The 19,617-nt window shown below is 48.0% G+C and carries 16 protein-coding genes and 1 tRNA gene; 7 read left to right on the forward strand and 10 right to left on the reverse strand.

The window, feature by feature from the left end:
- Nucleotides 1–27 precede the first annotated feature (27 nt).
- Nucleotides 28–1,914, reverse strand: a complete 1,887-nt coding sequence (speA, locus tag QQL65_RS07675) for a biosynthetic arginine decarboxylase (protein WP_284363315.1) — start codon at nucleotides 1,912–1,914, stop codon at nucleotides 28–30.
- Between the two features lie 236 nt (nucleotides 1,915–2,150).
- Here speA and QQL65_RS07680 point away from each other — a divergent pair, with 236 nt between their 5' ends.
- The 5 genes from QQL65_RS07680 (at nucleotide 2,151) to QQL65_RS07700 (ending at nucleotide 6,669) form a co-directional block, all read left to right on the forward strand.
- Nucleotides 2,151–2,948 carry a transporter substrate-binding domain-containing protein gene (locus QQL65_RS07680; RefSeq protein WP_284363318.1) on the forward strand — a complete coding sequence of 266 codons (798 nt, stop codon included), beginning with the start codon at nucleotides 2,151–2,153 and terminating at the stop codon, nucleotides 2,946–2,948.
- A 62-nt stretch (nucleotides 2,949–3,010) separates the two neighbouring features.
- Nucleotides 3,011–3,841: an amino acid ABC transporter permease gene (locus QQL65_RS07685; protein ID WP_284363319.1), complete on the forward strand. Its 831-nt coding sequence runs from the start codon at nucleotides 3,011–3,013 to the stop codon at nucleotides 3,839–3,841.
- 108 nt (nucleotides 3,842–3,949) lie between these two features.
- A complete protein-coding gene (locus tag QQL65_RS07690) occupies nucleotides 3,950–5,557 on the forward strand; it encodes a SulP family inorganic anion transporter (protein ID WP_284363320.1) in 1,608 nt (535 codons plus the stop codon).
- A 130-nt stretch (nucleotides 5,558–5,687) separates the two neighbouring features.
- On the forward strand, nucleotides 5,688–5,888 hold the full coding sequence (locus QQL65_RS07695; protein WP_284363322.1) for a hypothetical protein: 201 nt from the start codon (nucleotides 5,688–5,690) through the stop codon (nucleotides 5,886–5,888).
- A 145-nt stretch (nucleotides 5,889–6,033) separates the two neighbouring features.
- A complete protein-coding gene (locus tag QQL65_RS07700) occupies nucleotides 6,034–6,669 on the forward strand; it encodes a peroxiredoxin (protein WP_284363324.1) in 636 nt (211 codons plus the stop codon).
- Nucleotides 6,670–6,720: 51 nt separating this feature from the next.
- Here QQL65_RS07700 and QQL65_RS07705 read toward each other — a convergent pair whose 3' ends face one another.
- The 4 genes from QQL65_RS07705 to QQL65_RS07720 form a co-directional block, all read right to left on the reverse strand.
- On the reverse strand, nucleotides 6,721–7,293 hold the full coding sequence (locus QQL65_RS07705; protein ID WP_284363326.1) for a DUF2799 domain-containing protein: 573 nt from the start codon (nucleotides 7,291–7,293) through the stop codon (nucleotides 6,721–6,723).
- 70 nt (nucleotides 7,294–7,363) lie between these two features.
- A complete protein-coding gene (locus tag QQL65_RS07710) occupies nucleotides 7,364–7,720 on the reverse strand; it encodes an MmcQ/YjbR family DNA-binding protein (RefSeq protein ID WP_284363329.1) in 357 nt (118 codons plus the stop codon).
- A gap of 5 nt (nucleotides 7,721–7,725) precedes the next feature.
- Nucleotides 7,726–8,310, reverse strand: a complete 585-nt coding sequence (gene msrA / locus QQL65_RS07715; RefSeq protein ID WP_284363332.1) for a peptide-methionine (S)-S-oxide reductase MsrA — start codon at nucleotides 8,308–8,310, stop codon at nucleotides 7,726–7,728.
- A 12-nt stretch (nucleotides 8,311–8,322) separates the two neighbouring features.
- Nucleotides 8,323–8,658, reverse strand: a complete 336-nt coding sequence (locus tag QQL65_RS07720) for a hypothetical protein (protein ID WP_284363334.1) — start codon at nucleotides 8,656–8,658, stop codon at nucleotides 8,323–8,325.
- A gap of 207 nt (nucleotides 8,659–8,865) precedes the next feature.
- On the opposite strand from QQL65_RS07720, the gene QQL65_RS07725 reads away from it, so the two are divergent.
- Nucleotides 8,866–8,955 (forward strand) — tRNA-Ser (locus tag QQL65_RS07725).
- 214 nt (nucleotides 8,956–9,169) lie between these two features.
- On the opposite strand, the gene QQL65_RS07730 is transcribed toward QQL65_RS07725, so the two are convergent.
- From QQL65_RS07730 to QQL65_RS07750, 5 genes are read right to left on the reverse strand one after another with little or no spacing between them, the layout of a single operon-like run.
- On the reverse strand, nucleotides 9,170–10,615 hold the full coding sequence (locus tag QQL65_RS07730; RefSeq protein ID WP_284363335.1) for a glycosyltransferase family 2 protein: 1,446 nt from the start codon (nucleotides 10,613–10,615) through the stop codon (nucleotides 9,170–9,172).
- Nucleotides 10,612–11,709: a HEAT repeat domain-containing protein gene (locus tag QQL65_RS07735; RefSeq protein WP_284363336.1), complete on the reverse strand. Its 1,098-nt coding sequence runs from the start codon at nucleotides 11,707–11,709 to the stop codon at nucleotides 10,612–10,614. The genes QQL65_RS07730 and QQL65_RS07735 overlap by 4 nt, the downstream gene beginning before the upstream one ends.
- A 44-nt stretch (nucleotides 11,710–11,753) precedes the next feature.
- Entirely contained in the window at nucleotides 11,754–12,911 is a 1,158-nt protein-coding gene (locus QQL65_RS07740; protein WP_284363341.1) for a response regulator, read from the reverse strand.
- 36 nt (nucleotides 12,912–12,947) lie between these two features.
- Nucleotides 12,948–13,352 carry a response regulator gene (locus tag QQL65_RS07745; protein WP_284363344.1) on the reverse strand — a complete coding sequence of 135 codons (405 nt, stop codon included), beginning with the start codon at nucleotides 13,350–13,352 and terminating at the stop codon, nucleotides 12,948–12,950.
- A 52-nt stretch (nucleotides 13,353–13,404) separates the two neighbouring features.
- Complete coding sequence (locus QQL65_RS07750) at nucleotides 13,405–16,434, reverse strand: PAS domain S-box protein (RefSeq protein ID WP_284363346.1); 3,030 nt, start codon at nucleotides 16,432–16,434, stop codon at nucleotides 13,405–13,407.
- Nucleotides 16,435–16,809: 375 nt separating this feature from the next.
- On the opposite strand from QQL65_RS07750, the gene QQL65_RS07755 reads away from it, so the two are divergent.
- Nucleotides 16,810–19,512, forward strand: coding sequence for a CHASE domain-containing protein (locus QQL65_RS07755; RefSeq protein ID WP_284363348.1), 2,703 nt, complete (start codon nucleotides 16,810–16,812; stop codon nucleotides 19,510–19,512).
- Nucleotides 19,513–19,617: the final 105 nt, after the last annotated feature.

Genomic DNA, 19,617 nt, shown 5'->3' on the forward strand with positions numbered 1-19,617 from the left:
GTTTCCCTTTTAGGTTGGGGTGAAAATCTACTTTTCGAAGTAAGTGTAGCCAGAAAGGCTGTCTTTGTAAGCCTCGATCAAAACGCGGCGTTCAGAGATTGATAATTGCTTTTCGCTTACAGCCCGATCCACTCGTTTTCTGAATGTGGATAGACATGCCTGCGCTTCGTATTCGACATAGTCGAGTACTTCAGCAATCGTGTCGCCTTCAACCTCATGAATCAGGTCGAAATTGCCATCTTCACCAAGCGCCACGGTCACAACATTTGTATCACCAAACAGATTGTGCAAATCGCCAAGGGTTTCCTGGTACGCACCAACAAAGAAGACACCGATATAATAAGCTTCATCTTCTGCCAAATCATGCACAGGCAACGTTTTAGAAATACCATCTGCTAAGACGAACCGATCAACCTTGCCGTCGGAATCGCAGGTGATATCCGAGAGCATAGCTTGTCGCGTTGGTGTTTCGTTCAAGCGCTGAAGCGGCATGATCGGGTGCAATTGGTCAATCGCCCACACATCAGGCAAAGACTGGAACAGCGAAAAGTTGCCGTGGTAAATATCGGCAAAATGGCCAAGCTGCTCGTCGAGTTGTGGCGACGTTTCCGTGTCGACTGCCAGCTTTTTGAATTGCGCAACAAGAAAACGGAAAACCGTCTCTGCTTGTGCCAACGACTTGATGTCCATGTTGCCACGACGGAACAAGGCGCGCATCTCGTCGCGATAATAAATCGCGTCGTTGACGCACTCCTGCAAGCGTTTCGTGGATAAATAGTCCTGAACGGCCAGCAAGTCCCTAATCAAATGGTGAGCGTCGCTATCAACCTCTGGCAATGTTGCACTGTCATAAAGTGTGGTGTCCAGAACATCGAAAATCAGCATCGATGACAAAGCCACAACACCGCGTCCGCTTTCGGTAACGATATTGGGATGTGCGATTCCGGCTTCATCCATGGCGTATTTCACGGTTTCAACAATCGCTTCGCAATATTCTGGCAAACTATAGTTGATCGAGTTTTCGTTCGACTGTTTTTCACCCGTGTAATCAACGCCCAAGCCGCCGCCCAAATCAAGGAACTGCAATGGCATGCCGAGCGCTTTGAGCTCAGTGAAGAACCGACAGGCTTCATTCACGATCCGGCGTACATCAATAATGTCCGAGATTTGAGATCCCAAATGAGAGTGCTGCAAGATCAGACAATCGTCCATGCCTTCAGCTTTTAGCCGCTCAGCCACCGCAACAACATTATCTGTCGTCATGCCAAAGCTCGACCGGTCGCCCGAACTTTCAGCCCAATAGCCGGTGATCTTATGTGTTAGTTTAATCCGTACGCCAAGTCGTGGCTTTTCGCCCAAAGCCTTAGAAACGCGGATTACAAGGTCCAGCTCCTTAGGGCTTTCCAGAACTATGATGGTGTTGAAACCAATTTTGCATGAAAGGATGGCAAGGCGAATGAACTCCTCATCCTTCACACCATTACAAATCAACAAACTGTCTTTTGCCAGGTTTTGCGAAAGAGCAATGAGCAATTCGGGTTTGGATCCTACCTCCAGTCCATAACTGAATTGGCGACCGGTCTCCACAAGGCGTTCAACCACTTCTGCTTGCTGGTTGACTTTGATCGGGAACACGCCGCGGTATTGCCCTTCAAATTGGTAGTCAGAAATTGCTTTCGCGAACCCTTGATTGAGTTCAATCAGGCTATTCTGCAAAAACGAGTTTACGCGCAACAAAATTGGAGAGTTGATACCCCTCTCGCCCAAATCTTGCACGATTGATGGAATGCTGACCGGAGCAGCCTTGGGGTTCATGACATCAACCAGCCCGGCATCGCCATTGGCTAGAACGGTCAGTATTTGGTGTCCCCAGCGATCAATGCCGTAGATCTCGGCACCTAACCTTGTTTCCAACTCGAATAATCTCCTGTTGCGCACCGCACGATGCGGTGAGGTTGCCCACATGGGCACTTGTGATTGCCAAAAATAGACAAGTGGCGTGATTGTCAATGCAATTGTTGTGCTTTGTCCAGCGAATAGCGCAACGCTTCAATGCATGAATTGCAAAAAGGGTTTTCAATTGCCAATCTGCACCCTAATGTTTTGACCAACAAATCAACTATTTCAGAATCGAATTTGGGAGGTTTTTCATGAAACTGACATCGCTTATCGCAGCATCTCTTGCTGCGCTCTTGGGGGTAACCAGCCCTGCAATTGCGTCTGATTTGCCGGATCTTGAAGGGCGCACAATTGTAGCTGTTACTGAAAATGCATATACGCCACTCAATTTTGTTGACCCGAAAACAGGCGAGGGCATTGGTTGGGAATATGATGCGTTCAATGAAATTGCAAAACGCCTTAACGCCAAGGTAGATTGGCAGCTTTCAAGCTGGGACACAATGATCCAAGCGGTACGCGACGGCCAGTTTGATGTTGGAATGGATGGGATTACCATCACCGAAGAGCGGGCGACCCAAATTGACTTCTCAGAACCATATATGACATCGCAGCAGTTCTTACTTGTACGTGCTGATGAGGATCGTTTTTCAAATGCTGGCGAGTTTGCGCAAGACGCAGAATTGTTGGTTGGCGCGCAGCCTGGCACAACAAATTTCTATGTTGCAGTTTATAGCATGCTAGACGGTGACGAAGCGAACCCACGCATCAAATTGTTTGAGACTTTCGGTGCAAGTGTGCAAGCGTTGAAAACCGGCGACGTTGACACAGTGTTGATGGATAGCACCTCTGCCCAAGGATATATGGGCGCAAACCCCGGCGCATTCAAAGTTGTCGGTGATGCGTTGGGCACAGAAGATTTTGGATTTATCTTTACGCCAGGGTCAGACCTTGTTGAACCTATCAACGCAGCACTAAAGGCTATGCGTGAAGATGGCACACTCGAAAAACTGAACCAGAAGTGGTTCTTTGAGTATAAAGCTAGTCAGTAAACCAGATTGTGCCCGCTATTATGGCGGGCACTTCTTTTTCAGTAAAAAGTGCCCATAAGTTGATGTCCCCATCTGCCAAATCTGAAAACCGCGAGATTCCATTTTGGTTGCTGGCAGCGATCTTGGGGGCCACAATTGTGTTTTGGTTTTTGGTGGCCGATGAAGGCTATCAAACCATATTCACAGCCTTAAGCCGCGGATTAACGACAACGCTATATGTGACTATTGTTGCTTTCACCCTAAGTGTCTTGTTGGCAACTGTGGTCGTACTGGCACGTATCTCTCCGTCACGCGTTCTGCGCGAGGTTGCGACCTTTTATATCGAAATTGTGCGCGGCATCCCGATGCTGGTGCTGCTTTTCTATATAGCGTTTGTTGGTGCCCCTTGGTTTGTTGATGCTTTCAATTGGGCAATGGCTCCGCTTATTGAGGCAGGGCTTTTCGGCAAAATGACCGTGCGCGGTTTTGATTTTACTTGGCGTGCAATTATTGCGCTCACCATTTCCTATTCAGCCTTTATCGCAGAAATTTTCCGTGCAGGTATTCAAGCCGTTGACCGTGGGCAAGTCGAAGCCGCCAAAGCACTTGGGCTTTCGAGTTGGCACACTTTTCGGTTCATTGTTGCCCCGCAGGCATTTCGGCTGATCTTGCCTCCCATGGGCAACGAACTGATCGCAATGATTAAGGACAGCGCACTTGTTTCGGTGCTTGGCGTTCAGGATATCACCCAATTGGGCAAGGTTTATTCTGCATCAACATTTAAGTTTTTTGAAACCTACAATGTCGTTGCGTTTCTTTATCTTGTGATGACTATTTCACTCACCTTAGTTGTGCGTTGGTTGGAACGCCATATGGGACGTTCTTTGGGACAAAGCGGACGCGCGAAGCACTAGAAGCATGTGTGCTTGTCTTGCAAACGATATCAAACTGCGATAAACGCCTGGAGTTCAGGGGTTTCACGCAGGATTTTGCCTGCCAACAGATCAGCGAGTATACTCATCTTGTTCAACCGATTTCTTGCCGCTTCCGCCGACGGTTTCGTCGCGCCATCACCTGCGCAACTGCGCATCGACATCTTAGCCGGATTAACAGTTGCCTTGGCCCTCGTGCCGGAGGCTGTCGCCTTTGCTTTTGTCGCAGGCGTACACCCACTTGTCGGTCTATATGCGGCATTCATCGTTGGTCTTATCACCGCGACAATTGGCGGGCGTCCAGGGATGATTTCAGGTGCTACTGGTGCGCTGGCCGTTGTCATGGTGTCTTTGGTGGCTCAACATGGTGTTGAGTATCTGTTTGCAACCGTCGTGTTGATGGGCATTATCCAAATCATTGTCGGCATAATGCGCTGGGGCAAGTTCATTCGAATGGTGCCGCACCCAGTAATGCTTGGGTTTGTGAACGGCCTCGCCATTGTGATTTTCTTAGCCCAGCTCAACCAGTTCCAAGTGCCAGGCTCTAGCCACGGCGGTGGCCATGGTGTTGCCAGCGGTGAATGGATGACTGGCATGCCGCTATATTTGATGCTGCTACTCACGATCATAACTATGTGCATCATCCATTTTGGTGGCAAATATATCAAATTCGTTCCAGCGCCCTTGCTGGCTATCGGTACTGTTTCGGTTGCGGTGATCGCGCTCGGTCTTGATGTGCCGCGCGTTGGCGACTTGGCTTCAATCAAAGGCGGACTGCCGCAATTCCATATTCCAATGGTTCCGTTCACGCTGGAAACGCTACAAATTATTTTGCCTTATGCGGTAATCCTAGCAGCGATTGGACTTATCGAGTCTTTGCTGACCCTCAACCTGGTTGCCGAAATCACCGAAACAAAAGGCGGCGCTTCGCAAGAAAGCATCGCTCAAGGTTTGGCAAACCTAGTCACCGGCTTTTTCGGCGGCATGGGCGGTTGCGCCATGATCGGTCAATCAATGATCAATGTTAAGTCTGGCGGTCGCACGCGATGGTCTGGCATTTCAGCCGCAATTTTCTTGCTCATCTTTATCCTGTTTGCCTCGCAGTGGATTGAAATGATCCCCTTGGCGGCGCTGGTTGGCGTGATGTTCATGGTGGTGATTGGTACTTTTGCTTGGCGTTCAATCCAGATCATGATGCGAATTCCACGCGCAGATGCATTTGTTATCGTGCTCGTAACCGTTGTTACTGTGGCGACCGATCTCGCGACCGCTGTGGTTGTAGGTGTGATCGTATCGGCATTGGTCTATGCTTGGAATGCTTCCACCCGTATGCACGCCAACACGCCTGGCTACCATGAAGGTGACAAAGAAAAGATCTACAAGCTGGAAGGGCCTTTGTTCTTTGGCTCGATTGAAAGCTTTATGGCCTTATTCGATCCAAAAGAAGATCCTGAAACAGTGATAATCGACTTTGCAGGTTCCCGCGTGGTGGATCACTCTGGTCTACAAGCAATTGAAGCACTTGCCGCCAAATATGAAGCAAACGGTACAAAGCTGAAGTTGCGGCACTTGTCCAATGACTGCAAAACGCTGTTGAAAAAGGCTGGGCAACTGGTTGAACCCGCCGAAGATGATCCTGAATACGCTGTTGCGACAGACTACGATCTGCAAACTGGTCGTCTTGACGCTGGCCATTAGGCGAACAAACTACATGCAAAGCTAAATGGCTTTTGATTTAAAAGCCATTTAGCCACTTCATCACAATAAAATTCAATTTGTGCATACTCGTCCCAAGGATCAGCTTTGGGGGCAGAGTAGGTATGTAGAAATGCACGAACTGATAAGGTTCCTAAATGTTCACATTGTCGAACTGCTGTTTATGACCGCCGCGGGCTTGCTCGCATACGGCATTGCCAGGTTTGCATCTGCAGGTTGGCAGTTTGCTCTTTTGTTTTCCATTGCCCCATGTATCGTTTTTCTGATGCACGAAAAGCGCATTTTAGCCGACCTTTCTAGGCTGCTTTTTTAACGATTGTCGCAAATCGCTAAATCCAAAGAATGGGCTTTTGCACTTAACTCATAATTGGCAAAAATATTCCGCTTTCGGGGCGTTTTCTTTTGCTATTAAGCAGCACATATTAATCTCAATACTAAAACAGATAAGGGATAACACCATGGGATTGCTAATCGGCGACGAAGCCCCTAATTTTGAAGCAGACACAACAGAAGGCCACATCAACTTTCACGACTATATCGATGGAAGCTGGGCTGTTTTGTTCTCACATCCGAAAAACTTCACGCCTGTTTGCACAACAGAACTAGGCTACACTGCGAAGCTAAAACCAGAGTTTGAAAAACGCGGCGTGAAAGTGCTTGGCTTGTCAGTTGATCCGATTGAGGATCACAAGGCTTGGGTTGGCGATATTGAGGAAACACAAGGTACGGCCCTCAATTTCCCACTGATCGCAGATCCAGACAAAAAGGTGGCCAACCTTTATTCGATGATCCATCCGTCTGCCGACAACACGCTAACTGTTCGCTCGGTATTCGTGGTTGGGCCAGACAAGAAGATCAAACTCAAAATCGAATATCCTGCATCGACCGGTCGTAACTTTGATGAGGTGCTGCGTGTAATCGATTCACTGCAGCTCACGGCAAACCATCAAGTGGCAACACCTGTGAACTGGAGAGACGGCGAAGACGTGATCATCGTGCCAGCGCTTTCTAACGAAGATGCAGCGAAAAAATTCCCAGAAGGCTGGAACGAAGTGAAGCCATATCTACGTGTGGTGAAGCAGCCAACTGCCTAAGTTTTGATACAAGATGACTAAAAAGGGCGACACAAAGTGTCGCCCTTTTTGTTAGAGGCTCGAAAGTCTTTTTTGTTCTTCTAATAGCACTTGCCGCAACTCCGCATCTTCACGTGCTCGTGTGCTGAATTTCAATGAAAGCTGCGAGTTTAGTGAGCGAATTTGGCGCGCAATCTGATCGCGCTCGGCCTGAGTAGTGTTTGGATCAGCTAGTTTTTCCGTTAGTGCAACAACTTCATCTTGGATTGCTACAATTTCGCGGTCGATTGTATAAACGTCGTTTGCTTCACGATATATCCGCAAGAAGCTGATGCCATTCTCACCGGTGCAAACATTGTTATATGCGCGTCCAGCGAGTCCAATTTTCGCAGCATTGTTGGGGGTGCAATAAGCTTTCAGTCCAGCTTGATAACCTTTATTGTAAAGCGCTCGGTCAACAGTAACGCCATGCTTTGAACACGCTTCATTGTGTTCTGCAATACGTGTAGATGGGTAGCCAGCACGACCGTCCAGTTCACCGACACTTTGCCAATCACCAGTCTGGCACTGTGCCTTGCTAAGTGTGGCGCAACCCGCCAACAAGCCAAGCAACAAGACTGAAACAAATAATATCAGAACACGCATCCAACGCTCCTTAAGAACCAATTGAGGCTATTAGTGCAAATGAACACGCCTGGCGCAAGCTGATTTAGCGCTAAACACCGAGCTCCGCTCGTGCCTTCTTTGTGAGTTTGCTGCAAATAATCTCATAAGCTTGGCTGATATAGGCTTTGCAGGTTTCTTCATCCCACCCGGCCTCATCTGTAAGTTGTACCCATTTGGCACGTGCTAGATATTTGGCGGGAAAAATGCCTTCCTGAGTAGGCAGAATGGCAAACGATTCATTCGAACATTTGAAGCTGATCGTGTCTCGGTCTTCGTCATCCCAATGGCTGTAGATCGCAAAAATTTTGCCGCCAATTTTGAAAACAGAAGCGTTACCCCATTGGACAACGTGGGTCACCTTCGGCAGCGAAAAGCAGAATTTCTCGAATTGGTCTCGGTTCAGCATTGGTTTTATGCACCGCCTATGGTGCAACTTATGCCGGTGCCTTTAAGGCCACAATAGCCGTTTGGGTTTTTGGCCAAATATTGCTGATGATACTCTTCCGCAAAGAAGAATTTGTCGGCGGATCTAATTTCAGTGGTAATTGGGCCAAAGCCGCTGTCCTTAAGTGAAAGGGCATAGGCTTCAAAACTCTTTTGCACCACTTCCTCTTGCTCAGCAGAAGTGAAGTAAATCGCGCTGCGATATTGGCTGCCAACATCGTTACCCTGGCGATTGCCTTGGGTAGGATCGTGTTCTTGCCAAAAATGCACCAGAATCTCTTCAAGAGATATTTTGTTTGGATCAAAGTTGACCAATACGGCCTCGGCATGACCGGTGTTGCCAGTACAAACATCTTGGTAGCTCGGATTGTCGACACTGCCACCTTGATAGCCTACGGCTGTCACCCACACGCCATCAAGCCGCCAAAAAAGCCGTTCAGCCCCCCAAAAACAGCCCAATGCGAGATAGATGGTTTCATTTCCATCGGGATAGGGGCCACCAATAGGGTTGCCACTTACAAAGTGATCTAGGTTGTGCATTGCGATATCCATGTGCTCACCTTTTTAAAGCTCGTCAATGTGTTTGTAGCGTTCGCGTGTACGTGTCCGCCCCAAATAAAGAAAAAACACGCCGAAAATTGCACTGATTAGCCATGCAGGGGCACCCAAAACGGTTATGAAAATCGGGTCCCAAACAAATGGATGAACGTAACGTTGCACGACAGCTTGCAGCGTGTTCAGCGTCAATGTGCCAAGCGCTTGGTCAATTTGGAACCAGATCTGCCCTAAAGGGGTGAATGCCAGTTGATTGGAGCTTAGCACTTTCGCGCCGTCCATAATGATCATGATCAGCATAAGCGCCAAGAATATGGAGCCAATTAGCCGTGCAATCGTTCGCATGAATCGTTCCGTTTGGTCTGTTTTTCTTCCCAAAAGACAATAGGCGCGCAAAAAAAGCGTTTCAAGCGCGTGAACGCATAAGTGAACACTTGCGATCAGTTTCGCGATCAGTATAGTGCGCGCGATTGCAACGTAATCTCATCCCAAATGATTTGGGTGTTTTTTGCGAAACGCAAGTAATGTTCTGGCAGCTTCTGCTGTCGCGTCGGAGAGGTGGCCGAGTGGTCGAAGGCGCACGCCTGGAACGCGTGTAGGCGGGTAACCGTCTCCAGGGTTCGAATCCCTGTCTCTCCGCCATAAAACTCATATGCAATCCCAGCGAGTAAGTCCGGCTAAATTGCGAAGCGAGCGAACGTGGGTAGCAGCCCCTAGGTCGACATTGCGTTTTTGTACAAGATCTGAACTTGAATTGTGCGGAGCACAGGGAGTTCCGAATGTTGCACTGGTTGCTGATCCGATACCTGCAACATTGCGGTATGAAATGGACTTGAAGACAACACTTTGGGCAAGGTTACTTTTTGTCGCCCTTGCGGGTCATTTCACCCCAGCCTTCAACTTTACGAATGAATTGATACCAACCGATTACCCGCCAAATGCTGTTTAGTTGTCGGTATCCAAAGTTTTCGAGCACTGCGACCAATCCCAGTTTCAATAGATCAGACGCACGAGGGGAGCGTTGAAGCTCTAATTCTTCTAGAACAAGGGTCGAGACACCAATGAATGTTCCAAAAACGAAAAAGATGGCAATAAATGCCAGAAGATATGGATAGTTTATCCAGCCTAGGAAGAAAAATAGCGGCAAAACCAGATATCCGATCAGTTCAGCCAGTGGGCCGATCACGTCAACCAAATAGTTGTTTGGCATCGCGAACATGCCGAATTTGCCATATTTAGGGTTGAACACCATATCCTTGTTTTTGAAAGCCACTTCCAGTGCGCCACGCTGCCACCGCGTGCGCTGCGATTTGAGAATTTTGAGGTCCTCGGGAGCTTCAGTCCAACAAACGGGCTCTGGCACATAACGCATTTTATACGCACGCTTTTTGTCCGCCATGTAGCGGTGCAACTTCACGACAAAGTCGTAGTCTTCGCCGATTGTATCCAGAGACCAGCCGCCAATTTCTAGTGAAACGTCGCGCCTAAATATCCCGAACGCGCCGGATACGATGGAGAGCATTCCCCAACTGCTCCATGCCAAACGCGCCATCAAGAATGCGCGGATATATTCCATTGACTGAACCAGCGGAAGGAAGCGTTGTGGCAAGTCAAACTTCACAATCTCACCGTTTTCAACGGTGCAGCCATTCAGGACCCTGATTGTCCCACCAACGGCCACCATTTCGTCGGGCTCTTCCATGAAAGGGCGGACGCTGCGCAGCAATGCTTCTGGCTCAAGCAAAGAATCGGCATCGACCACACAATAGAGCGGATTTCGAGAAAAATTCAGCGCTGCGTTGACAGCGTCAGCTTTGCAGCCGCCATTTTCTTTGTCGACAACCAAGAGGTTTGGGTAGAGCTTACTCCCATAGACACCACGAATTGGTTCGTGAGGAGCAACTAGCTCATGAGCCCGCGTCACTGGTTCTAGTGAAAAAGCGTTTTTCAACTCATCTAATGTATTGTCGGTTGATCCATCGTTCGCCACTACAATCTCTAGATTTGGGTATTGCACGAACAGCATTGAGCGGACATTGGCGACAATTGTTGCACTTTCATTGTATGCGGGCACCAAAATCGACATGGCTGGCGCTTCTTCTGAAATAAGCAATTGCCAGTTCGATTCTGTGTCTTCTGTTTGTGAGTGCCTTTTTAACTCAAAATAGGCGAAAGGTAGCTGCAATGCGCTGATTAGGTTTTGTAAAATGCCGATTGCAAAGATCGTCCATAAGAAAAGATGGACCCAACCTTGGTTCGCTGCAAAGTAGGAAAGGACGTTTGTTCCAAAATTTTCAATCATGTGCGCGCTAACTGATATTCTGCCAGAACTTGTTTGGCGTTAATCGCCGCAGGCCCATCTTGACGAGACATAAGCCGCAATAATGCAATGCCACCGTCCCCATAGCGCACCAACGCCGTACCGGCAGTATATCTCACCCACCAGGCCGGGTCCGAAAGCGCGTCATAAATGGTTGGAAGTACCGATGGTTCATTGAGGTTGCCAAGAGCCGCAACGGCCGCTTTTCGAACATCGTCGTTACCATCAGTTGCAAGTTTGATGAGCTCAGTGGCGGCCGTTTTGCTTCCGATTTGTCCAAGTGACGCAGCAATTGTGGTTCTTATTTGGCTATTGGTTGAGTTTGTGCGTGCCTTCAGTGCTTCGACGGCCGCTTCGTCGCCGATATTGCCAAGTGCAGCGATTATCGCGACGCAAACACTGTCATTTACATCAGAGTCCAAAAGCTGAACAAGTTGCGGCGCGGCCACAACACCAAGTTGAGTTAGAACATCGGCCAAATAAGTGGTGTTTGTTCTGCCAGTTTGCCTAACTAGCCTCAAAACTTTGCCAACTTGATCCGGCGTACACCTTTTCGCCAAACTCTGGAGCGCTGCAAGTTGGACATAGGGTTCAGCATGATCACCATATTTAAACAACAGATCGAATGAAGGTTTGTCGCTCAAATGTGACAACAAGGTAAGAATTCTGATTTTAGGGCCACGTTTTGTCTTATCGAGCAATTCAGAAAACGCGTCGATCCCAACCCACTTGTGAACCAAACCGACTATTTTTCGAGGTTCCTCGCCTTGCATCGAACGCACATAGTCAAGCGCAATGTCAATTAGTAGCATATGGTCGCTTGCCTTAATTTGGCTCGCTATGTCGTCTGCTAAATCTATTGGACTGTTTAGCGCGTGCAACAATAATTGGCTCAAATACTTGCGACGCTCGGTTTCAAAATCCCTGCGTCGCGCAGAGAAATAACGCCTCACAATCAAGATCAAAAGAACTGCGCACGAAACAATGGCCAAAACAAGCGTTGTATTCCAAATCAGAACGAGCGGATCAAATTGCAGAAATGCTTGTGTAGGGAATGAAATGATCAAATCTTTCATATCGTTTTGGTTGTTCTCTGCCCCATCGGTTCGGAGTGTGCAAACTAGTGTGTCGCCCGTTCACCTTGTTCGCCGAGGAGCTTCTCGCAACGCAAAACCAACTCATCGATGTTGAATGGCTTGACAACATAATCAGTTGCACCTTGTTCGAGGCCCACTTGAATATCTTTATCTAGTCGTTTTGCACTAAGCATGACGACTGGCAATGAGCGCAAAGACGGGAACTGACGGATCATTTGCAAAAGCGCAAGGCCGTCCAAGCCAGGCATCATTCTATCAAGGACCACCAGGCTAGGCGGGTTAGTTTTGAGAATTTCGAGCGCTTGGACGCCGTCCCGCGCAAATGAACACGGGTAACCTTTCGATCTGAATTTGTTCAAAAGCATGTTGAGCGTCGAGTCATCGTCCTCGACCAAGAGTATGCTTTGGCTAAGTCGATTCATGCGAAGACGTAGTTTGCGCCCTACAACGTTTGGGTCGAACGGTTTCACAATGTAGTCGGCGGCGCCTGCTGAGAGAGATCGCAATACAGATTTGGGTTCGTCGACGGCAGTAATCATGATGACTTCGATTCCGGCAAAGCGGCGTTCGCTCTTAATTCTTTGGAGCAATTCGTATCCGGACATGCTACCCGGCATCTTGTCATCCAACAAAATCAAGTGCGGATTGACTGCTTCGATCGCAGCATATGCATCGTCCGCGCTTGAAAAAACTGAACAGTTTGCACTTTGTCCCAATAGCTGGCGTAAAATATCTTGAGCATTCTTGTCGTCATCGACAATCATCACCCGCGCGTTAATCAAGGGTTTTGTTGGCGGTTGTACCATCACCTCTTTGACAGATGGCGCCGCGGTACTGGGGCGAACAGGTACATTGCGTGAGCGTGCGGCGCTACACGTATCCAACAGATTTTCGGTCAGTGTTTTAACATGCTCTAAGTCAATTGGCGCACTTTGACCAAGATAGTCTTCGAGCTCAGTGGCGCGGTCCGTTATGTCCGGTAGCCCATAAGTGGTGCCTGTGCCCGCCAAATTATGCGCGACCTCAGCTGCCAACTCAAAATCTGACTGAACTAAAATGCCCATTGCGAGTTTCATCAAGAAATCGTAGAGCGCTTCCTCGCGCTCGGATAAGGACGACAAGTATTGAAGCCGCAAATCATCCATTGCGATGTCAAAACTACTGTTTGTTGATGTGCTCATTGATACTACTTTTTGGCGACTACGCAGCCAAACTCACTAATTTTGTGTCGCAGCTTTTTCCAGAATGCCGCGCACTTTGTTCGGTAATTCCATCGGGTCAAATGGTTTGCTGATAACTGCTGAGGCGCCCATTTCCAAATATGCTTGGACTTCTGCTGGCTGAACGCGTGCCGTCATGAAAACGATTGGCGTGTTAGCGTTGGATGGCATTTCTTTGAGCGACTTTAGCGTTGCGGGTCCGCCCATTGTTGGCATCATTACGTCAAGCAATACTAGATCGGGTGCCAATCCTTCAATTTCTTGAATTGCTTCTATCCCGCTTGAACAACACGAAACCTGGAACCCACCGACGGTCTCGAGTGAAAGCTTCGCAACGCTTAGAATGTCGGCTTCATCGTCTACACATAGTATGTGTGGTTTTTCGATTTGCTGAGTGTTCAAATTTCCTAACCCCTATCAATGTCACAATCGAGTTGTGCCAATTCCAATTCTCTTAGGTAACGGGTTCGAATTCAGCCCAGAATACTGTCTCAACGTTCGGCGTGGATTCAAATCCAATTGCACCGTTCATTTGCTCGACAATTTGTTTGCTAATCATCAAGCCCAACCCTGTTCCACCCTTTTTTCGGGTGCTCGAAGAGTCAGCTTGAGCGAATTTAGTAAATATCCGGTTCCTAAACTCGTCGGGAATTCCTGATCCGTTGTCTGCAACGCAAATTCTGACCCGTTTGCCGACACGCTTGGTTTCCACCCGAACTCTGCCCCCGGCGGGCGAGAATTTGCAGGCGTTTGATATAAAATTCGTCAACACTTGGTTGAAGCGCAGTTCGTCAACATGCAGCTTTAGGGCTTTATCTGGTTGTATGAGTTCAAGCTCAACTTCGTGTTTTTCTGCGTACGACGCATTGAGAGAAAGTGATTGGGTCAACAAGTATTCAAGGCTTAAGTCTTTGAATTCATAATGCATTTGCCCCGAACCGAGCTTCTCCATATCCAAAATGTCGTTCACGATCGCAATCAGCCGTTCGCTGTTGTTGTGAGCGATCTGCAACAAGTCAGAAACCTTCTCCGGTAGATCCTTTGAGAAGGCGCCAATGATGAGCCCAAGTGCTCCGCTAATTGATGTTATAGGGGTGCGCAATTCATGGCTTACTGTTGCGATAAACTCGTCCTTGATCAGTTGGGTTTTCTTTCTCTCCGTTAGGTTAATCATTTGTTTCAAAAAGTACTTTGGTTCGCCATTTGCCTTTTTTACAAGTGAAACATGTTGCTCCACCCAAACGATTTTACCTGCCTTTGTGATCAGGCGTTTTTCAACGGAATAGAACGAAATAGCGCCAGCCAAAACTTGTTTCATCTGCTGTGCGTCTAAACTAATGTCATCGGGGTGTGAGAGCTTTGAGTTTGTACCCTTCAACTCATCTTCTTCGTAGCCAAGCAACTGTTGCAACGCGTTGTTCGCACGGATCAACTTACCTTCAGGAGATATTGCAACCGCAGGAATTGGCGCAAGTTGCATGGTTTGTCTGAAGTTTTGTTCTTCTTGTTTTAGAGCCTCTTCTGCGGCCACTCGATCAGTTATGTCTCGAATGCTTCCAACAAAAGCTATGTCTCCGTCTTGCTGAATTTGGTTTACGCCCAATTCCATTGGGAAAATTGAACCGTCTTTCCGCATTGCAGAAACTGTACGGCCCATGCCGATTATTCTTTTTTTGCCGGTCGACAAGAAATTATGAATATAGCCATCATGTTGGGAGTGGTAAGGCTCAGGCATGAGAACGTTCACATTCTTGCCAATTACTTCATCGGCGGCATATCCAAATATGCGTTCTGCCGAAGGGTTGAACCCCAAAATCCTTCCGTCCTTTGAAATTTGAACAACACCGTCGACGACAGTGTCCAATACTGCCTGTAGACCATTCCTAGCATTCGCGATTTCGCTCGTCTTGTAGTCCACCTCTGCCCGGACGCGAGCAGCCGAGTTTGTGACCGTCGCCAAAAACAGGCCGAGCAAGCAAGAGATCAGCGAGCCGCCGACAAGAATATATTCAGGTTGGTGATTTGTTGTTTGCGCCGTAAATGCCGTTGTGCTGCACCAGATTATTGTCCACTCCTTTTGCAGAAGGTCTATGGTTTTTTGGCGCTTTAGTGGGTTGAAACTGTTAGGCAGGCTCGCGACTTCATTTGAACTAGAATAGATCAGTTTATCTTCGTCTTCGGCTTTGCCTGCATAGATGGCAACATTGAACAATGAGCCTTGCGCTGAGGTTAAGTCCTGCAACAAGTTCTTGCCGATAAATGGCGCGTAAACCCACCCAAGCAATGTTGATGATATCGGTTCGCCTTCGGTGCGCGCCAGCGGGGTTTCATAGATTGGATGCAGCAATAAGAAACCTGGCGTTTGTTCGCTGTCTTGTACTAATAGAATTCTGTCTGTAATTGCAGAATTTCGGGTTTTGGCCGCTAAGTCCGCCGCGGCCTTCCGATTGCGTTCAAACGCAATATTTAGGCCCAATGCGGGGGCATTAGTCTCAATTGGTTCTATGAATTGAATTATGTAATTGCTGTCTTCAAAAACTTCCGGGTGCGGTGCAAACTCGGCTGCCCCGTCGCGTTGTTGCGAAGCAATAAACTGTCGCATGTCGCGTTGATCTACGCTTTTTATGAACCCAATTCCGCTTATCCCGGGAAAGCTCTCAGCGACATTTAGCGTCTGCACATAGGAACGCCATTCTTGTCGGCTAACGGTTTCCGAAGCGTAGATGAGACCGGCACTACCTAGCACAGCGTTTTCATAGGAGTGGATTTTGCTTTTGAGGGCGTCTTCATTTTCCGAAACCAATGCATCAAACTGTGTGTTTACGCTGCGCTCTAAGCTCGAGTGAGTTGCTTGCCATGCAAACACGGTACTGCTGAATACGGCCACAGGAATAGCATAAACGGCCACCCAATCGCTGAGCTTGCGCGCCCTAGCATGCTCTTGCAGGTGCCGTCTTTGAAAGAAATCGAGATATGCTGGAGCAAATATAACAACGCCCAAGAACTGAGCGAACCAATCTCGCGCAGCAATATTGCCAATTTCTTCAATTGGGAGGGAATATCCGGGAATAAGTAGCAACGCTGGTAACATGCTTAAAATGGAAAAAACCAATACCAGCAAAGCAAAATCCCTTGTTCCAGTGCTAAGCTCGCGCGCGCCATCCCGTAAGCGACCCAAGAACTTTGCAACAACTAAAGAGGAGAAAGGAGAAATCAGTGCGGTCAGTGCGAGAGCGGCAAAATGATGATTTTCAAGGCTTGCTTCTTGCTTTGTTACGTCAAAAAACAACAAGAGCGAGAATATGGTTGTTCCCAGAACAATCACAAGCGAATAGCGGACTTGGAAAAGGAATAGCCAAACTGCAAGTCCGGCAGGCAGCCAAATAATCAACGCATCTAATTGCGAAACGGACATTGCAAAGCTAATGATTGCAAAGATGAAGCTCGCCATTGTCGCAGCGGCTTGTCTAAATGCTCTATCCAAAACACGCTCTCATTCTTCTAATGCCAGCAAAGCATGCTTGGCAGTAAGTCAATTGCCAGTAGGTTCTCACAATAGTGTAAACAACACATTCCAAGGTTGTCGCATCAGACGTTCCAAATATTCATCGGCTGTTTCTAGGTCGCCTGCCGCAAAGTGTGGCGATTGTGCGCGTGATACTTGTTCTAGATGATCAATAGGTGTTGTTGTTTGTTTTAAAGATCTTTTAGTGAAGCGGGTGCAACTTGATTACTTGCTGTTCGGGTCAGGAAACACTCAAACTGGCAAACATTCTACAGATGTTGGCTGTCATCAATCCGTTAACGACCAGTCGTCTAGAATTGCTTCAAGTGTTTAACTCAAAATGATAGGTGTCTGATGACAAGCGCTTTACAAACCAAGTTTATCGTCAGATTTCTAACAGTATTGGCGCTGTATAGCGTTCTTGGGAAAATTGGTGTTTCCTTGGCAATTCCGCCGGGCTATGCAACTCTGGTTTGGTTGCCGTCTGGGGTGGCGCTAGGTGCTGTATTGATCTGGGGCTGGCGAATGTCGTTCGCCGTTGTGCTCGGCTCAATAATTGTAAATTTCTCAACAAATGAGTTCAGCTCAAGTTTTGCGACACTTCTTCAATCGCTGACAATTCCAGCGATCATTGGAATTGGTGCAGCATTCCAAGCTTTGTTGGGGGCATGGTTACTAAGAAGATTTGGCCGGTTTCCTAGTCGATTGAATGATGAGCGAAGTGTTTTACTCTTCCTCTTTTGGGGGGGAGTGGTTTCATGCCTGTTTAATCCAATTTGGTCGACTACGGCGTTGTTACTCTTGGGCGGTATTGAACAGTCCGAGTTCATTGTAAATGCCACAACCTGGTGGGCTGGCGATGTTGTGGGCGTGTTTGTCGCGGCCCCATTGGTGCTGGTTTGGAGTTTTGTTGATACAACACACTGGTTGAAGCGCGGCCTTACTGTGACCAGCGCTATTTTAGCGGCTTTTGGGATCACAGTTTTGGTTGTGAGCATGAGTGCGGCTTGGGAGCGTCAGCGCCTGCAATTGCAGTTTAGCTCTGTTGCCGATCTTGCTGGAACATCGATGTCCAAGGCTTTCAAGGATCACACAGAGATATTGCACTATATGGAAGGGTTCGTATCTTCTTCCGACAACATGACGCGGGCGGACTTTCAGAACTTCAGCCAGCGGTTCTTGCAGAATTTTAGTGGTCTTCAAGCGTTGTCATGGAACCCATACATCTACGACGCTGAACGCGAAACCTTTGAGGACAGTGTTCGTGCCGAGGGATTCACAGAGTTCACAATTGTTGAACGCGATGAGAATGGAGAAATTATTCCCGCAACTCAGCGCGACAATTATGTCAGTGTGAAATTCATTGAACCCTTTGAGCAAAACAAATCGGCATTTGGCTTTGACGTCGGCTCCAATAAAGCCCGACGGGCGGCATTTGAAAATGCCATAGACAAAGGAACGGTTGTCGCAACGCAGCGCATTACGCTGGTTCAAGAGAGTGCAAAACAGTTTGGTGTTCTTGCCTTTATGCCCGTCTATAACAGCCGGACCGCGCCACCTGACATCGATACAAGACGAGCCAATGTCCGTGGCTTTATGGTTGCAGTTTTCAGAGGTGGGGACATTTCGACGGCTGCTTTGTCAAGTTTTGGCGCGGAACAATTTGTGGTTCAATTAAGAGATACATCTGCGCCAAAAGGTGAACAGTTCTTGTTTGAAAATCGACCAGAGACGGAGGGCATTCGAGTTCTAAAAGAGCAAGGTCTCTTCGGTGGAGAAGAAAATCTAACAACGTCCTTCGACATAGATTTTGGTGGCCGAAACTGGGTCGCAGAGTTTTTCCCTTCTCGTGAATATGTCGCAACTACGCGCCAGCAGAACACCTGGCTGGTCATGGTTGCTGGTTTGGCGATCACAAGCATGGTTGGCATATTCGTACTTATTGTTAGCGGGCGTGAGGAACGTTTGAATGCGCTGGTGATGGATCGAACGGCGAACTTGGTTAAAAGCGAACGCCGTTTGGGCCAAGCGCAAGAAATTGCAAGCATGGGCAACTGGGAGTTCGATATCGAAAATGGGACGTTCTGGTGCTCTGATGAGGTGTTGCGGATTATTGGCGTTAAGAGTGTCCCTGAGCGGTTTGCAATTGACTTTCTAGACGATTTTCTTGCAGCCGATGATCGCAAAAGGGTGCGAAAACAGTTGAGGTTGGAGAGCTTGTTGACAGGGCCGACCAATTTTGAGCATCAGCTTGTCCAAGCCGATGGACATGTCATTGACGTCATCCAACACGTCGAGCTTGTCACAGAAAATGGCAAGCCAACAAAAATTGCCGGTACCGTTCAAGATATTTCTGAGTTGAGGAAGTTGGACCGGCTCAAAACAGAATTCGTCGCAACTGTAAGTCATGAGCTGAGAACCCCACTCACATCTATCAAGGGCGCCCTCGGCTTGCTTAATGGTGGCGTTATAGAAGGCATGCCGCCCAAAGCCGTTGAACTTGTGACAGTCGCTCACGCCAACGTGGAGCGCTTGGGTCGGCTTGTAGACGACTTGCTAGACATTAATGGCATAATGTCCGGTAATCTTGTTCTAAAGCCCGAGAGGGTCAAGCTTGGTGAGTTGCTTCAGCATGCAGCAGACCTGAGTCAGCCATATGCCGACCAACAAAACGCCACTATTTCAGTTGAAAAAATCGATTCAGAAGTGGAATTGGATGTCGATAAAAATCGACTGATGCAGGTGCTTACGAATTTGCTGTCAAACGCTGCAAAGTTTTCTGCAAATCCTGGAGAAATTCGTGTGGGGCTAGAGCAGCGCGCTGCTGATGTAAGGGTTTTCGTTAGTGACAATGGGGAAGGGATTCCAGAGGATTTTAAGTCAAAGATATTTGGACGCTTTTCTCAAGCGGATAGTTCGGAAACGCGAGCGCAAGGCGGTGCCGGGCTAGGTCTATTCATTTCAAAAGAAATCGTTGATGCAATGAACGGAAACATTGGCTTTGATGACAACCCAAGGGGCGGGACAACTTTCTTTGTCGATTTACCAATGGGTTAAGTGGGGTCCGCGATAAGCCGATTTTACCTCTGATTTTCTGTGCGGTGGCCGCCATGAACTCGCGTGCTGTGTTGAACACTTTTGTATCAATAGATCATATTTGTG

It is taken from the genome of Maritalea porphyrae (assembly GCF_030159895.1).
Lineage (GTDB): Bacteria > Pseudomonadota > Alphaproteobacteria > Rhizobiales > Devosiaceae > Maritalea > Maritalea porphyrae.

Coding starts and splice junctions, on each gene's coding strand:
- QQL65_RS07680 (WP_284363318.1), top strand. CDS start 2,151: ATGAAACTGACATCGCTTATCGCAGCATCTCTTGCTGCGCTCTTGGGG.
- QQL65_RS07685 (WP_284363319.1), top strand. CDS start 3,011: ATGTCCCCATCTGCCAAATCTGAAAACCGCGAGATTCCATTTTGGTTG.
- QQL65_RS07695 (WP_284363322.1), top strand. CDS start 5,688: ATGCACGAACTGATAAGGTTCCTAAATGTTCACATTGTCGAACTGCTG.
- QQL65_RS07700 (WP_284363324.1), top strand. CDS start 6,034: ATGGGATTGCTAATCGGCGACGAAGCCCCTAATTTTGAAGCAGACACA.
- QQL65_RS07705 (WP_284363326.1), bottom strand. CDS start 7,293: ATGCGTGTTCTGATATTATTTGTTTCAGTCTTGTTGCTTGGCTTGTTG.
- QQL65_RS07710 (WP_284363329.1), bottom strand. CDS start 7,720: ATGCTGAACCGAGACCAATTCGAGAAATTCTGCTTTTCGCTGCCGAAG.
- msrA (WP_284363332.1), bottom strand. CDS start 8,310: ATGGATATCGCAATGCACAACCTAGATCACTTTGTAAGTGGCAACCCT.
- QQL65_RS07720 (WP_284363334.1), bottom strand. CDS start 8,658: ATGCGAACGATTGCACGGCTAATTGGCTCCATATTCTTGGCGCTTATG.
- QQL65_RS07730 (WP_284363335.1), bottom strand. CDS start 10,615: ATGATTGAAAATTTTGGAACAAACGTCCTTTCCTACTTTGCAGCGAAC.
- QQL65_RS07735 (WP_284363336.1), bottom strand. CDS start 11,709: ATGAAAGATTTGATCATTTCATTCCCTACACAAGCATTTCTGCAATTT.
- QQL65_RS07740 (WP_284363341.1), bottom strand. CDS start 12,911: ATGAGCACATCAACAAACAGTAGTTTTGACATCGCAATGGATGATTTG.
- QQL65_RS07755 (WP_284363348.1), top strand. CDS start 16,810: ATGACAAGCGCTTTACAAACCAAGTTTATCGTCAGATTTCTAACAGTA.